The organism is Serratia sp. DFXYC6 (genome assembly GCF_057196085.1).
This window is the reverse complement of record NZ_JBXUNV010000001.1, coordinates 319982-335337: the sequence shown is the minus strand read 5'-3', so window position 1 is coordinate 335337 and position 15356 is coordinate 319982. Positions and strand designations below refer to the sequence as shown.

Here is a 15356-nt window from a genome sequence, read left to right as displayed (position 1 = left end):
GCCTGTGTGTTGGTGTGCGTAAAGTAAAAAGGCAACCCCGGGGTTGCCTTGAAGAAAAGGACTGCTAAAACCTATCAGGCGCTTTTGGCTAACGCAACAGGTTGCAGCAGTTGATCGCCAGCATACAGCCGCGCATTGAGGCTGCCGACGTAATAACGGCCGCCGCGCACCGGCGTAGCGTTGCCTTCCGGCAGCACCACGCCGATCGGTTCCTGGTGCCAGCCGATCGGCTGCACCGTCAACTGCCAGAAATGGCCGCGCGGGCTGACTTCCAACACCTGAACCGGCAGTGGGCAGCGCTCGCTGCTCTCGGTCGCCACTTCCATTTCCCACGGGCGCAGGAACAGATCGACGCTGCCCTGGTGCATCGGCTGGAACGACAGCGGCCACTGGTGCGCGCCGACGAACAGCTGGGAGCCACGAATTTCGCCGTTCAGACGGTTCACTTCCCCCATAAACTCCAGCACGAAGCGGCTGGCCGGCTCGCGCATAATCTCCTCCGGCGAGCCAACCTGTTCGATATTGCCCTGGCTCATCACCACGATGCGGTCAGCCACTTCCATCGCCTCTTCCTGATCGTGGGTGACGAAAACGCTGGTGAATTTCAGCTCTTCATGCAGCTGACGCAGCCAGCGGCGCAGCTCTTTGCGCACCTGCGCATCCAGCGCGCCGAACGGTTCATCCAGCAGCAGAATCTGCGGTTCCACCGCCAGGGCGCGCGCCAGCGCCACGCGCTGTTTCTGGCCGCCGGACAGCTGCGACGGGTAGCGGGTAGCCAGGTGGCCCAGCTGCACCATGTCCAGCAGCTGAGTGACTTTCTGTTTGATCGCCGCGGCGTTCGGCCGCTCGCGGCGCGGCAGCACGGTCAGGCCGAAGGCGATATTGTCGAACACCGTCATATGGCGGAACAGCGCATAGTGCTGAAATACGAAGCCCACACGCCTGTCGCGCGCGTGCATGTGGCTGACATCGGTGCCGTGGAAGCCCAGCTTGCCGCCGCTCTGGCTTTCCAGCCCGGCGATGATGCGCAGCAGCGTGGTCTTGCCGGAGCCGGATGGCCCGAGCAGCGCCACCATCTCGCCGGAAGCAATATCGAGCGAGATATCGTTCAATACCTTGGTGCGACCGAAGTACTTGTTGATGCCGTTAATCTCAATGCTCATGATTTTCCTCCCGCTCGAGACGCGCGTTTTGACGTTCCAGACGCCACTGCAGCGCACTCTTCAAAAATAGGGTAACGATCGCCATCAGGGTCAACAGGGCGGCGGCGGTAAAGGCCCCGACGGTGTTGTAATCCTGCTGCAACAGCTCAACCTGCAGCGGCAGGCTGTAGGTTTCGCCGCGAATCGAACCGGACACCACCGACACCGCGCCGAACTCGCCGATGGCGCGCGCGTTGGTCAGCACCACGCCGTACAGCAGCGCCCAGCGAATGTTGGGCAGCGTCACGCGGCGGAACATCTGCCAACCGGACGCCCCCAGCAGAATGGCGGCCTCGTCTTCCTGGCTGCCCTGGCTGAGCATCATCGGCACCAGCTCGCGCACCACGAAAGGACAGGTGACGAAGATGGTCACCAGCACCATGCCCGGCCAGGAGAACATGATCTGGATGTTATGCGCATCCAGCCAGCCGCCCAGCAGACCGTTGCTGCCGTAAAACAGCAGATAAATCAGCCCCGCCACCACCGGTGAGACGGCGAACGGGATATCGATCAGCGTCAGCAGCAACTGGCGGCCGGGGAAGGTGAAACGCGTCACCAGCCACGCCAGCAACGTGCCGAACACCAGGTTGAACGGCACGGTGATCAGCGCGATCAAGACCGTCAGCCAGATGGCGTGCAGCATGTCCGGATCGAGCAAGTTGCTCCACATCGCGCCAACCCCTTTGGAGAAGGCCTCGGCGAAAATCGACATCATCGGCACCACCAGCAGCAGCACCGAAAACAGCGCGCCGATGGCGATCAACGTCCACTTGCCCCAGTTGACGCGCGGGCGCTCGGCGCCGTTGAAGGCGGAAACATCAGCCATCAGTGCCCTCCTCCCAAACGTCTGCCGAAGCGGCTTTGCAAGACGTTAATGCTGAACAGCAGCAGCAGCGACGCCGCCAGGATCACCGAGGCGATGGCGCTGGCCGCCGGGTAATCGAACTCCTGCAAACGCACAAAAATCATCAGCGAGGTCACTTCCGTCTTCCAGGCGATATTGCCGGCGATGAAAATCACCGCGCCAAACTCGCCCAGGCTGCGGGTAAAGGAAATGGCGGTGCCGGCCAGCAGCGCCGGCGCCACCTCAGGCAACACCACGCGGCGAAAGCTCTGCCAACGCGTGGCGCCCAGCGTCTCGGCCGCCTCTTCGTATTCCGGCCCCAGCTCTTCCAAAACCGGCTGCACGGTGCGCACCACAAACGGCAGGCTGGTGAACGCCATCGCCACCGCAATCCCAAGCCAGGTGAAGGTGACCTTAATGTCAAAGTGCGCCAGCCACTGACCGTACCAGCCCGTGGAGGAAAACAGACCAGCCAGCGTCAGGCCGGCCACCGCCGTCGGCAGCGCGAACGGCAGATCGATCAGGCCGTCCAGCAGCGAACGGCCGGGAAAACGGTAGCGCGTCAGGATCCAGGCCATCAGCATGCCGAACACCGCGTTGAACAGGCTGGCGACGCCGGCGGCCAGCAGCGTCACTTTGTACGCCGCCACCACCTGCGGGTTGGAAATCACTTCCCAATATTGCGCCAGGCTCATCTGCGCCAGCTGCATCACCAGCGCACTGAGCGGCAGCAGCAGGATCAAACAGGTATAAAACAGGCTGCTGCCGAGGCTGAGGCCAAATCCGGGCAGCACCCGTTTACTGGACGACAACGCCAACATTTACTTGCGCCCTGCCGCTAGCAGCTGATCCAACTCGCCGCCGGTGGCGAAGTGAGTTTTCATCACCTGCGGCCAACCGCCGAACTGGTCTTCCACCCGGAACAGTTGGGTGTCCGGGAACTGCCCCTTCGCCGCCGCCATCGCTTTCTGGTCATAGACGCGGTAGTAGAAGCTGGTGATCACCTGCTGCGCCGCCGGGCTGTAGAGGTAGTTCAGATAGGCTTTGGCCGCCTGCTCGGTGCCGTTGCGCTCTACGTTTTTGTCGACCCAGGCCACCGGGAACTCCGCCAGAATATCGACCGGCGGCACGATCACTTCGTACTTGTCTTCACCGTATTGCTTGCGGATGTTGTTCACTTCGGACTCGAAGCTGATCAGCACGTCGCCCAAACCGCGCTCGACGAAGGTGGTGGTCGCGCCGCGGCCACCGGTATCGAACACCAGCACGTTTTTCAGGAAGCGGGTCATGAAGGCGCGGGTCTTGGCCGCATCGTTGCCGTCAGCCTGGCTGGCGGCGCCCCAGGCGGCCAGATAGGTATAACGGCCGTTGCCGGAGGTTTTCGGGTTCGGGAACACCAGCTTCACGTCGTCACGCACCAAATCGTTCCAGGTGTGGATGCCCTTCGGGTTGTCCTTGCGCACCAAAAACGCCATGGTGGAATAGAACGGCGAGCTGTTGTTCGGCAGGCGCGCCTGCCAGTCTGCCGGGATCAGCTGCCCGCGATCGTGCAGGATCTGCACGTCTGTGACCTGGTTGTAGGTCACCACGTCGGCGCGCAGGCCCTGCAGGATCGCCAGCGCCTGCTTCGACGAACCGGCGTGCGATTGTTTGATGGTCAGCTTGTCGTTCGGATGCTGTTGATTCCACTGCTGTTCAAAGCCGGGATTCAGCGCGACGAACAATTCACGGGAAACGTCATAAGAGCTGTTCAGCAATTCCGCCGCCGACGCGGCGCCGCTCGCCAACAGCGCAGCCGCCAGCCAACCTTTCAGCACGAGATTTTTAACCCGGTTTTGTTTCATTCTGCACCTTATCACTGAGTCATTCCTTCAGGCTTTCGCCTTATTGACGACCAGTGTATTTATAACTCGGTGCGGAGCTGTAACGCTTTTATATACCGTTTAGTGATTTACAAGCATCAAACGCTATAAGGCAGGGAATGCGAGGCGTTTTGGGAAGGGAAAACAGACCGAAGCCGGACGCGCCGGCTTCGGCGACGGCGTCAAAGTGACAGCAGGCGCGTCAGCGATGGCGCAAAGTAGTAGCTGCCGGTCACCGCACGGCTGAAGCGCAACATCGCGTCGCGTTTGCCGTCCAGATCGCCGAACATGCTCAGCAGCTGCTGCTCGATATTGTGCAGGCGCGCACAATAGGCGATGAAGAACAGGCCGTGCTTGCCGCTGGCGGTGCCGTAAGGCAGGCTCTGGCGCAAAATTTTCAGGCCCTTGCCGTTCTCTTTCAGATCGACGCGGCTGACGTGCGAGGTATCCGGGCGCTGATCGGCCGGCAGCTCTTCGCTGTCGTGCTTGGTGCGGCCGATGATCTGCTCCTGCTGTTCGGTGGTAAAGCGCTGCCACTGGCGCAGGTTGTGCTCGTAGCGTTGCACCAGCACATAGCTGCCGCCGGCGTCCTCTTCGCCTTCGGCGATCGTCGCCACTGCCGGGCGCTGGTCGCCCTGCGGGTTTTCGGTGCCGTCGATGAAGCCGCTCAGATCGCGCTCTTCCACCCAGCGGAAGCCGTGGGTTTCTTCTTCAATCTTGATGACATTGCCGAACGCCGCCAGCGCCGCCTGCGCCAGCGTGAAGTTGACGTCGTGGCGCAGCGACTGGATGTGGATCAGCATATCGCGCTGGGTGGCCGGCGCCAACCCTTTGCCGAGCGGCGTGAACGGCTTCAACTCTTTCGCGCCCTGGCCGCTGGAGAGATCGTGCCAAACGTCGTAACCGAAAGCGATCACCGCGCCGAGGCGCGCATCGGGGAACTGCTGCTGCAGCTCGCTCAGGATCTGACAAAACTGCTTGCAGCCCTGGCGCAAGTCGGCGAATTCGCCCTGTACGCTGGCTTCCATAAAAATGGCGAAACGGCAGTGCTCCAGCAGAATGCCGCTCTGAACCTGTGTCATGTTGTTATCCTCAATACCAAAACCAGGCAACAGGTATGGCGGTTGACGCGCGGGTTCCCTGTTACAAACGCGCGCTATCATACCGCAAGCGCGGACGATTGCCTTGCAGCAGCGCAAAGAAAATAGGGGTAATAGCTTGAAAAGGCAGGCGCCGCGAACCGGCGCCCGTTGAACACGTTACTGCTGCGGCTTGGCGTGCCAGATGATTTTGCTGACCGTCCAGCTTTTCAGGGTGTCGTCCGGCGGAATGATATCCTGCGCCCCGGCCCACTTGCCGCTGAAGATGTAGGTGACGTACTTGCTCTGCTCCGCCACGCACTCCACTTTACCGGCGTCTTCGCCGCTGCCCGGCTTACAGGAGCCGAACGCCTTGCTGTACATATCGCCGAACGGCGTGCCGAGCTTGTTGCCCCACTCCGTCGCCACTTTCGGATCCAGCACGTCCACGCGCTGCAGGCGCCCTTTCGGTTCGCCGGTGATCACCAGTTTCACTTCGTCGCCGGACAACGCCTGGTAATAAGAGACGATCTGGCCGTTGTTGGTCGCCATGCCGCCGCGCAGGCGGTAGTTGCCGTCCAGCCCGTCATTGATGGCGCTTTCCGACATCGGCGTGCCGGCGTTGAGCTTGCCGACGCCCTTGGCGCCGACCTCCAGGCTGCTGCCGAACCAGTTGAACGGCGACAGGCTGGACCAGGAGAAATTGGACATGCTCGAACAGCCGGTCAGTAACAACGGAAGCCCTAACAACAGGGGGCGAATATTCATCTCTAGCTCCTTAGACATCAATGGCACGGCGCGGTAGCCCGCGCCTGCCGCACTCGGCGTTTTGCTGCATGCCAGCCTCTCACAACGGCCCGCACTACGCCAACGGTTGCCAGCTTGGAGTGCGGAAAATGCGAAAAGTGCCGCACTTCTCGGCAATTAGTCGGCCTGCTCCGCCGGCGCGAAACAGGCTTTCAAGCGCGCATTCAGCAGCAGATAGCTCAGCGCCAGCGCGTCGAGCAACACCAACGCCAGCTCCAGCCCCGGCGCATCGCCGTCCTGGCGCCACAGGCTGAACAGCGAGCCGCCGAGCGACGCCAGCAGCGAGACAGCCAGCCCCCAGCGCCAGCCGCGCCACAGCCGCGGCCATTGGTGGCGACGGCCGCTCAGCAAAAACGCCAGCGCCGCCGGCAGGCCGAGCAGCATGCCGTACCAAAAACGTTGGGTATCCGGATAAAACAGCGCCAACAGGCTTTCGCCCTGCTCACGTGAAGCGCCGGCCATCACGAACAACAGCCAGGTGCGCGCCTGCAAAATCAGCACGGCCCAAAATCCCAGCGGCAGCCGCAGCGCGCCGTGCTGATCGTAATCGTCCGGGGAAAACCGGGGGGAGAATGGCTTCAACGCTCGTTCCTTGCCACAGAATAAAAACTATGGCTACAGATGGGCGCCGGCGATGGGAATTTCAATGCGTCGGCTTAAGAAGCTCTTAAGATCGGCGTGTTTTAATCCTTATCACTTAGCAAGCACCCGATATCAGCGGGATGTGATTTTCAATAACGATAAGGAAGCGCAACATGAAAAAACTGACTCTGGCCGCTCTGATCGCGCTGTGCAGCGCACCGGTACTGGCGCAACAAGGCGGGTTCCTCGATCCGGCCGCGCCGCAGGCACAAACGCAACCCGCTCCGCAGGGCGGTTTCTCCGGCCCCAGCGCGGCGCTGACCACCGTGGACAAGGTGAAATCGCTGAGCGACGACACCTGGGTGATGCTGCAGGGCAACATCGAGCAGCGCATCGGCGACGATACCTACACCTTCCGCGACGCCACCGGCACCCTGACGGTCGAGATCGATCGCAAGCGCTGGAACGGCCAAACCGTCACACCGAAAGACAAGGTGCAGTTGGAAGGGAAAGTGGATAAAGACTGGAGCAGCGTGGAAGTGGACGTAAAAACCGTCAAAAAGCTGCCGTAATGCGCTGCGGCGGGCGGGCTATACCGCCGTCCGCCGCTCGATCAATATTCCTGATCTTCGATCAGCCGCTTGCCCAGGCTGGTGATGCCCTGGATTTCGTAGCCGAGCTTCTCGTACATCTCAACCACCGTGTCGTTGTCTTCGCGCACCATGATCTGGATCTTCGGGCAGCCGCGGGCGATCAGCTTCTTCTCCAGACGGTTGATCAACGCATTGGCGATGCCGCGCCCGCGATAGTCGGGATGCACCCCGAGGTAATACGCCGAGCCGCGGTGCCCATCATAGCCGCCCATCACCGAACCGACCACTTCGCCGCCGACTTCCGCCACCAGGAACAGCTCCGGGTCGTGGTTCAGCTTGCGCTCGATGTCCATTTCCGGATCGTTCCAGGGGCGCAGCAGATCGCAGCGCTCCCACAGGGTAATGACTTCTTCAAAGTCGTCTTGTCGAAATACGCGAATTTCCATCGATGTTGGCCGCTGTTAATTAAGGTGTTTATCTGATTATCGCGTGATTATTCACTTACGCAATATCAAACTGCGATTTAGCGCGCTATTTTGCCCGGAAATCGCCGGTAACAGGCGTAATAAATGGAAATAGTTATCGGGTCGATTAATGATTATCAATACGATATAACGTCGCAAAATAGAAACGTCGACGGAGCGTTGCGTAATGAAAAAGCAGGGTAAACCCTTCCTCAATTTTAAACCGCTTGCCGTTTCCCCGACGCGACGCCAACTTTTGCTTTCCGGTCTGGCGGTGGCGCTGTTCGGCGTGAAAAGCCAAAACGCCAAGGCGGAAGGCCTGCTGCGCAATCAGCACAGCAAACCGGCGGCGAAACCGGCCGGCGGCAAAAAGCGGGTGATGATCGATCCCGGCCACGGCGGCATCGACTCCGGCGCGGTCGGCCATGAAGGCTCGCAGGAAAAACACATCGTGCTGGAAATCGCCAACCACGTGCGCCGATTCCTGCATGAGCACGATCACGTCGAGGCGCGCCTGACGCGCGAAGAAGACGAATTCATTCCGCTGTTCCAGCGGGTGGAGATCGCCCACCAGCACCAGGCCGATCTGTTCATTTCCATTCACGCCGACGGTTTCACCAGCCCGTCGGCCTCCGGCGCTTCGGTGTTCGCCCTCTCCAACCGCGGCGCCAGCAGCGCCATGGCGCGCTACCTGTCCAACCGTGAAAACGCCGCCGACGACGTGGCGGGCGGCAAGTACAAGGATCAGGACAACTACCTGCAGCAGGTGCTGTTCGATCTGGTGCAAACCGACACCATCAACAACAGCCTGACGCTCGGCCGCCACGTGCTCGGCCAAATTCGCCCGGTGCACCATCTGCACAGCGACAGCACCGAACAGGCGGCGTTTGCGGTGCTGAAATCCCCGTCCATCCCCTCGGTGCTGGTGGAAACCTCATTCATCACCAACCCGAACGAAGAGCGGCTGCTGGGCACCACCGCGTTTCGCGAGAAAATCGCCCGCGCCATCGCGGACGGCATCATCAACTTCTTCGACTATTTCGACGCACACCAACGCAAACCCCGCTGATGCCGCGGGCGGCGAATAAGAGTATACTCAGCGCCTTGTTCAGCCAGACGCTATAAAGACCCCGCATGAGTTTACCTAACATCGCTGAAGTAAAATCCTTCCTGCTGGCGCTGCAGGATCACATCTGCGCGCAGCTCGCCCAGGCCGACGGCGGCGCCGTGTTCACCGAAGACCAATGGACGCGTGAAGAAGGCGGCGGCGGCCGCAGCCGCGTGCTGACCAACGGCGCGGTGTTCGAACAGGCAGGGGTCAACTTCTCGCACGTCTCCGGCGCCACTCTGCCGGCCTCGGCGACCGCGCACCGTCCGGAACTGGCCGGGCGCAGCTTCCAGGCGATGGGCGTCTCGTTGGTTATCCACCCGCTCAGCCCCTATGTACCCACCAGCCACGCAAACGTGCGCTTCTTCATCGCCGAAAAACCGGGCGAGGCGCCGGTGTGGTGGTTCGGCGGCGGTTTTGACCTGACGCCGTTCTACGGTTTCGCAGAGGATGCCGTGCACTGGCACCGCACCGCGGCCGAGCTGTGCGCGCCGTTCGGCGACGAGGTTTACCCGAAATACAAGCAATGGTGCGACGATTACTTCTTCATCAAGCACCGCAACGAAGCGCGCGGCATCGGCGGCCTGTTCTACGACGATCTGAACACCCCTGATTTCGACCATTGTTTCGCCTTCACCCGCGCGGTGGGCCAGGGCTTCCTCGACGCCTATCTGCCGATCGTCGAAAAACGCAAGGCCTTGACCTGGGGCGAGCGCGAGCGCCAGTTCCAGCTGTATCGCCGCGGCCGCTATGTGGAATTCAACCTGGTGTGGGATCGCGGCACGCTGTTCGGGCTGCAAACCGGCGGGCGCACCGAGTCCATCCTGATGTCGATGCCGCCGTTGGTGCGTTGGGAATATAACTACCAGCCGGAGGCCGACAGCCCGGAAGCGGCGCTGACGCGCGATTTCCTGCCGGTGCGCGACTGGCTGCAGGAGCCGAAATGATGCAGATTTGGGTCGATGCGGACGCCTGTCCGAACGTGATCAAAGAGGTGCTGTTCCGCGCCGCCGATCGCACCGCCATCACCGTCACGCTGGTGGCGAACCAGCCATTGCGCACGCCGCCGTCGAAGTACATCCGTTCGCTGCAGGTGGCGGCCGGTTTCGACGTGGCCGATAACGAGATCGTGCGCCGCTGCGAAGCGGGCGATCTGGTGATCACCGCCGACATCCCGCTGGCGGCGGAGGTGATAGAGAAAGGGGCGGTGGCGCTGAACCCGCGCGGCGAGCGCTATACGCCGGACACCATCCGCGAGCGCCTCAACATGCGCGATTTTATGGATACCCTGCGCGCCAGCGGCATTCAGACCGGCGGCCCGAACGCCCTGAACCAGCGCGACCGCCAGCAGTTCGCCAACGAGCTGGACAAATGGCTGCTGCAGGCGAAACGGGCGCAGTGACTGCGCCCTGCTCTGCTGCGGTTTAGAAGCGCACCTCCCCGCCGAAGATATAAGTCCGCCCACGGGCGGTGTTGGCGGCCGTCGCGTCATCCCCTTGGATCGGCAACATATTCAGTTTGTTCAACGCCTCGGAATAGCTCTTGTTCATCACGTTTTGCACGCTAAATTTCAGCATGACGTTGCGGTTGATCTGATAAGTGCTGTACAGGTCAATAATGGTAGGAATGTTCGGCATCTCTTGCTTCAGGATTTCACCGGTCACTTCGCTCTGTTCATAATCCGGCGACAAGCGACGCGTTTTGCCCGTGTATTTCACGATGCTGCCGACGGTTAGCGATTCATCAAGGAAACGCACCCCGGTATCCAACGTAAAATACATGTCCGGCAATTCATTGATATCCCCGGCGCCGAAATAGGTGCTGGCGATGGAGGTCGGCTGCTCGGTGTGTTGCTTGCTGAAAGAGACGCGGGCGAATGCTCGACCGGCGTCATAGTTGGCTTCAACCTCAACACCATGCATGCGCACCGGCGTCAGAGAGTTGACGTAGATATACATGTTGTCCGAGTAATCTTCGCTCGCATCGGCCCAATCGTTTTCCAGATTTTCGCGATAACTGCATTTCCGCCCATTGCGGCATACCATGTAGGACTCGCTGAAGATGTAATTACGTACCTTACTGGTATAGCCCACGACCTTAAGGCGCAATGAATCTTCCTTCACCAACAGATCGTGTCCGTTGGCATTGAAGCCGGCCTGCCAGGTTTCCGCCCGTTCCCCCTTGAGGAACGGGTTCATCGATGCGCCACCCGAGTTGGAATAGAACACTTCTTGAATGTTCGGCGCACGCATCGATTTGCTGTAGCTGACGAATGGCTGCAACCACGGCGTCACCTGCGCCGATAGCATGACCGAAGGATTGAACCCTTGCTCTTTCAAATTGATGTTCGCGGCCCCTTGCGGGAAGCATTCCACGCGATAATCGCATTCAGGCTTGTAGCCGGTCAGCTTGTTGCTGGTGTAGTTCAGATTGAGATCGAGTTGATAAATATCCCGGTTAAGCTGCAGGCCGGTATATAAACTGCCGATTCGCTGCTCGCCGGATGGCGCGAAGGTGTTATTTTCTATCGCCTCCTGCGCCGTCTGCGCATTCTCTATCGCCGATTCAACATGTTTGCGGTATTGGTTGCGCATCAGCTTGCCGCCATAACTGAAGGCTACATCAGTATCCAGCAGGCTGAATCGGCTGGTGTTGTTGATATCCAGCGCATCGGAGCGGTTTTTTGCATTGGTGTTAAAGAAGGTGAATAGCGAACCGCCGTCGTATTTCTGATTGCCTTTACTGGTGCTGACGGTGAAGTTTAAATCCACCAGCTCCGAAAACGGCGCATAGTGATATTTGAGGTAGAGGTCATGACTATCGATATCGCGCCGAGAAAAGCGGTTTTGGTAGTTCCTGGCGGAAAACTCAATGCTATTGAACTCGTTAGGCTTGATATCCAGTTTGAACAGCTGTGACTTGGGATTTTGCTTCATAAATTCATCGTACCCAAAATCTTCGCTGCTGATACCGTCGCCATTGTTGAAGTTCGAATAAATAGAGCTCCCACTGACCGCGGCCATCGCGCCAATGCTGCCGGTATCGGTAAACGCCTGTCCCTTACCGGCGACGGCGATCATGCCGCTGCGGCCAATGCCGTTGCTGCCGACCGAGAATTTGGTTCTCACGCCGAAAGGATTGCCGGAAAAGATCACATCATCAACACCGATAGTGCGGAAGTTGGCGCTGCCCGCCAACGCGTTTACGCCGCTGCCGCCGCTGTTCTCACCGCGCGCCACGTCCACGCCGACGATGAAATTGGGGTCAATCAAAACGCCCGCCTGGTTATTGGTCGAACCGTGCGATATCACGCCAGACGTGGAAGTACCGTAATAGTTTTGGGTAATGCCATCGACCATGGTGTTGACCCGACCAAAGCCGCTCAGGCCGCGAATATTGACGCTGACCGCCCCCTGACTGGGGTCGATCTGGGTATAGGTGCCCGGCATGCTACGCAGAATGCTGTCTACCGACTCCAGATTTTTGTTTTCGTCGCGCGAGCTGAACGCGCCAGGCCTCGCCAACGCCTCTTTTTCACTGCTCTTGCCGCCGTCGGCGGCCGAGACGTTAAGCGGGCTGAACGCCACGCTGCCTTTATTATTTTCCGCCTGTTCCTGCGCGGCCGCAGCCGGCCCGTACAGCGCCAGTCCCGCGCCGATCAGGCTCGCTATCATTTTGATTTTCATATATCCCCAGAAATAGCCAATAAGGTTTGATGGCCGACAATGCCCAGCAAAAAGCCCGCCGAAACGCGCGGTAAAAGATTGTTATTGTTTTATTGCGCCGCAGCGTGCCGCGGCGCTGAAGGTTATTTCTGCGTCTGCCGATCCGCCGCCAAAATAAAGGCGTACTCCAGCGCGCCGTTTTCCAGCCGCGCCAGGCGGCCCGATTTGCCGCCGTGGCCGGCGGTCATGTCGGTGGAGAGCAGCAGCAGCGAATCGCCCTGTTTGAAACGCCGCAGCTTCGCCACCCATTTGGCCGGCTCCCAATACTGCACCTGCGAGTCGTACAAACCGCTGGTGACCAGCAGGTTCGGATAATGCTGCTTGCGCACGTTGTCGTACGGGCTGTAGGACTTCATCAGCGCATAGGCGGCCGGCTGGTGCGGGTTGCCCCACTCCTCGTATTCCCCGGTGGTCAGCGGAATGCTGTCATCCAGCATGGTGGTCACCACGTCGACGAACGGCACCTGCGCCACCACCGCGTTGTACAGCTGCGGCGCCTGATTGATCACCGCCCCCATCAGCAATCCGCCGGCGCTGCCGCCCATGGCGTAGATGCGTCCCGGTTGGCCGTAGCCGCCGTTGATCAACGCCTGGGTGGCGTCGATGAAATCGTTGAAACTGTTCGGTTTTTGCGTCAGCTTGCCCTGTTTGTACCAGCTCTGCCCCAACTCGCCGCCGCCACGCACGTGGATCAGCGCATAGACGAAGCCACGATCCAGCAGGCTGATACGGTTGGCGCTGAACGCCGGATCCATGCTCATGCCGTAAGCGCCATAGCCGTAGACCAGCAGCGGGTTATGCCCGTTTTTGAACAGCGATTTGCGATATACCAGCGAGACCGGCACCTTCACGCCGTCGCGCGCCGTGATCCAAATGCGTTCGCTGTGATACAGGCTGGGATCGACGCCTTTCACTTCCTGTTGCTTGAGCAGGGTGCGCTCGCCCTTGTTCAGATCCCACTCATAGGTGCGGGTCGGCGTGGTCATCGCCGAATAGCCGTAGCGCAACCGATCGCTGTCCGGCTCCGGGTTATAGCCCAGCCAGGCCATGTAGCTGGCGTCGTCGAACGGGATGGCGCGCTCGGTTTTACCGTCCCAGCTGATTTGCCGCAGCTGCACCAGTCCGTTGGCGCGTTCCTGCACCACCAGCCAGTCGCGGAACAGGCTGAAGCTCTCCACCTCGTGCTGCGCCTGCGGCGCAATCAGCGTCTGCCAGGGGGTGCCCGCCGCCGCCGTGCGGTACAGGCCGAAGTTCGGATCCTGATGGTTGGAACGCAGATAGAACTCTCCGCGGTAGTGATCGAGGTAATACTCGCGGCCGTTTTGCCGGACGGCGAACAGCTGCGGCTCGCGCTGCGGCTGGTTGGCGTCGATCAGGCGCACTTCGGAGGTGGTGTTGCCGCTGATGGTGAGTATCAAGTAGTCACGCGAAGAAGAACGGCTGAGGCTGAGGTAGAACGCCGGATCGTTCTCCTGGTACACCAGCTTATCTTCCGCCGTCGGCGTACCGTACTGATGGCGATAGACCTGGTACGGCAACAGCGTTTGCGGGTGGTTGCGCACGTAGAACAGGGTTTGGCTGTCGTTGGCCCACACCATGTTGCCAGAGGTGTTTTCCAGCGTTTCCGGCGACCAACGCTCACTGTCTATCTCGCGCAGGGAGATGCGGTATTGGCGACGGCCCTGCAGATCTTCGGCTACCGCCAGGCGGCGGTTGTCCAGACTGACGTCCAGCGCCCCCAGGCGATAATAGGCATGGCCTGCCGCGCGCTGATTGGCGTCCAACAGGGTTTGCCACGGCGTGTCGCCGGTGAGCGCCTGGCGCTGATACCGCGCGAAATCTTTACCGGCGGCGTAGCTTTCCTGATAGCGATAGCCGTTGAGCTGATACGGCACCGAACGATCGTCAGGACTCATGCGGCCCAGCATCTCCTGATACAGCGTGGCGCGCAGCTTCTGGTACGGCGCCATCATCTGCTCGGTGTAGCGGTTCTCCGCCTTCAGGTAGTCCAGCACCTTCGGCTCTTTTCGGCTGTCGTCGCGCAGCCAGTAATAATCGTCGGTGCGCGTCTCGCCGTGGGCCGTCAGCGCTTTCGGCGCCCGTTCCGCCAACGGCGGCTGCGGTTGCGCCAGCGCGGCGCCGGCGACGCCTAAAGAAAGCCAGAGCGCGGCCGCGATGCGGCGACGCGGGGTGAATAACAGCGGATTCATAATCCCTCACGAAGTTTGAAAAGGCGGACGGCGGCGAGGCGGCGTCTGCGGGCATTAACGGCGGGCGTTCAGCTCCGCCAGATTGAAATCGATCGGCATCGTTACCCTGACGGCCCCCTGCTGCAGCATCTCCGGCGGCGGCGGCGGCAACGGCTGCGCGCGCGACACCACCGCCACCGCTTCCCGATCCAGCGACGCGGTGCCGGAACGCGCCAGCAGGATCACGTTCGATACCCGCCCCTGCGCGTCGACGCTGAAACTGACCTGCGGCATGCCGCTGCGCCGGCGGTTGCGGGCATCCGGGGGATATTCCTTGATGCGGTTCAGCTTGCCTTTCACCAGACTCTCCCACGACAGCTTGGCCTGCGCGCTGCTGTTGGCATCGCTGTTGATCGGCGCGGCGGTTTGGTGGGAGAGCGTCTGCGCCTGCGGCGCGGCGGCACTGGACGCGGCGGCGTTGCGCGTCTCTTTGGCCTGTTCCTGCGGTTTCGGCTGCGCTTTTTGCGGGGGGCGGTGTTCGGCGTGCTTCTTCTGCGCCGTCACGATCTTCACTTTATCGGCGCGCGCCAGCTTAGGCAGATCCGGCTGTTGCTGCTGCTCAGCGGGCTGCGCCGCGGCGGACTCCGCCTGCTGCACGCCCAGCGGCAGCGGTTTGCTTTCCGGCGCTTCAATCTGCGCCGCCCAGCTCATCATCACCGCCGGCGGCGGCAGCTCGACCGGCTCCAGCGCCGTCTGCGGCCAATAAAACAGCAGCACCAACGCCGCGTGCGCCGCCAGGGCGAGCAGCAGGCCGCGCGCCCAGCGCGGCTGCGGCAGCTCAAAGGCCGGAAGGGAATAAGACTGACTTAACATAGGGGCATTAGCTTGCTTAATTGCGAAT

The 15356-nt window shown here is 60.8% G+C and carries 15 protein-coding genes; 4 read left to right on the top strand and 11 right to left on the bottom strand.

All coding sequences use genetic code 11. From position 1 onward, the window contains the following. Positions 1–74 precede the first annotated feature (74 nt). From cysA to AC2CGQ_RS01695, 7 genes are all read right to left on the bottom strand, one after another. Entirely contained in the window at positions 75–1163 is a 1089-nt protein-coding gene (gene cysA / locus AC2CGQ_RS01725; protein WP_033632430.1) for a sulfate/thiosulfate ABC transporter ATP-binding protein CysA, read from the bottom strand. Further along, positions 1153–2028, bottom strand: coding sequence for a sulfate/thiosulfate ABC transporter permease CysW (gene cysW, locus AC2CGQ_RS01720; protein WP_033632429.1), 876 nt, complete (start codon positions 2026–2028; stop codon positions 1153–1155). Before cysW ends, cysA begins: the two co-directional genes overlap by 11 nt. After that, positions 2028–2867, bottom strand: coding sequence for a sulfate/thiosulfate ABC transporter permease CysT (gene cysT / locus AC2CGQ_RS01715; RefSeq protein WP_060560017.1), 840 nt, complete (start codon positions 2865–2867; stop codon positions 2028–2030). The genes cysW and cysT overlap by 1 nt, the downstream gene beginning before the upstream one ends. After that, on the bottom strand, positions 2868–3890 hold the full coding sequence (locus AC2CGQ_RS01710; protein WP_033632428.1) for a sulfate ABC transporter substrate-binding protein: 1023 nt from the start codon (positions 3888–3890) through the stop codon (positions 2868–2870). It abuts the gene before it with no gap. Between the two features lie 200 nt (positions 3891–4090). Then, positions 4091–4990: a Dyp-type peroxidase gene (locus tag AC2CGQ_RS01705; RefSeq protein WP_160125678.1), complete on the bottom strand. Its 900-nt coding sequence runs from the start codon at positions 4988–4990 to the stop codon at positions 4091–4093. 177 nt (positions 4991–5167) lie between these two features. Beyond that, the gene (locus tag AC2CGQ_RS01700) at positions 5168–5755 is read right to left on the bottom strand and encodes an RpoE-regulated lipoprotein (protein ID WP_004936494.1); all 588 of its coding nucleotides are present in this window, start codon (positions 5753–5755) and stop codon (positions 5168–5170) included. A gap of 156 nt (positions 5756–5911) precedes the next feature. Continuing rightward, positions 5912–6376 (bottom strand): DUF2919 domain-containing protein, encoded by a 465-nt coding sequence (locus AC2CGQ_RS01695; protein WP_048324662.1) that lies wholly within the window; start codon positions 6374–6376, stop codon positions 5912–5914. A 173-nt stretch (positions 6377–6549) separates the two neighbouring features. Here AC2CGQ_RS01695 and AC2CGQ_RS01690 point away from each other — a divergent pair, with 173 nt between their 5' ends. Next, positions 6550–6948: a YgiW/YdeI family stress tolerance OB fold protein gene (locus tag AC2CGQ_RS01690; RefSeq protein ID WP_004936500.1), complete on the top strand. Its 399-nt coding sequence runs from the start codon at positions 6550–6552 to the stop codon at positions 6946–6948. Positions 6949–6989: 41 nt separating this feature from the next. Here AC2CGQ_RS01690 and AC2CGQ_RS01685 read toward each other — a convergent pair whose 3' ends face one another. Beyond that, positions 6990–7415 carry a GNAT family acetyltransferase gene (locus AC2CGQ_RS01685; RefSeq protein WP_004936504.1) on the bottom strand — a complete coding sequence of 142 codons (426 nt, stop codon included), beginning with the start codon at positions 7413–7415 and terminating at the stop codon, positions 6990–6992. A 205-nt stretch (positions 7416–7620) separates the two neighbouring features. On the opposite strand from AC2CGQ_RS01685, the gene amiA reads away from it, so the two are divergent. From amiA to AC2CGQ_RS01670, 3 genes are all read left to right on the top strand, one after another. Continuing rightward, positions 7621–8502 carry an N-acetylmuramoyl-L-alanine amidase AmiA gene (gene amiA, locus AC2CGQ_RS01680; protein ID WP_021505629.1) on the top strand — a complete coding sequence of 294 codons (882 nt, stop codon included), beginning with the start codon at positions 7621–7623 and terminating at the stop codon, positions 8500–8502. A 65-nt stretch (positions 8503–8567) separates the two neighbouring features. After that, on the top strand, positions 8568–9488 hold the full coding sequence (gene hemF, locus AC2CGQ_RS01675; RefSeq protein ID WP_015378680.1) for an oxygen-dependent coproporphyrinogen oxidase: 921 nt from the start codon (positions 8568–8570) through the stop codon (positions 9486–9488). Then, entirely contained in the window at positions 9488–9943 is a 456-nt protein-coding gene (locus AC2CGQ_RS01670) for a YaiI/YqxD family protein (RefSeq protein WP_004936514.1), read from the top strand. Before hemF ends, AC2CGQ_RS01670 begins: the two co-directional genes overlap by 1 nt. Positions 9944–9965: 22 nt before the next feature. On the opposite strand, the gene AC2CGQ_RS01665 is transcribed toward AC2CGQ_RS01670, so the two are convergent. The 3 genes from AC2CGQ_RS01665 to AC2CGQ_RS01655 all read right to left on the bottom strand — a co-directional run bounded on the left by AC2CGQ_RS01665 (position 9966) and on the right by AC2CGQ_RS01655 (position 15328). Continuing rightward, complete coding sequence (locus AC2CGQ_RS01665) at positions 9966–12227, bottom strand: TonB-dependent receptor domain-containing protein (protein ID WP_049243142.1); 2262 nt, start codon at positions 12225–12227, stop codon at positions 9966–9968. A gap of 122 nt (positions 12228–12349) precedes the next feature. Further along, positions 12350–14476: a S9 family peptidase gene (locus AC2CGQ_RS01660; protein WP_103086345.1), complete on the bottom strand. Its 2127-nt coding sequence runs from the start codon at positions 14474–14476 to the stop codon at positions 12350–12352. 54 nt (positions 14477–14530) lie between these two features. Further along, on the bottom strand, positions 14531–15328 hold the full coding sequence (locus tag AC2CGQ_RS01655) for a TonB family protein (RefSeq protein ID WP_172574870.1): 798 nt from the start codon (positions 15326–15328) through the stop codon (positions 14531–14533). Between the last annotated feature and the right edge of the window lie 28 nt (positions 15329–15356).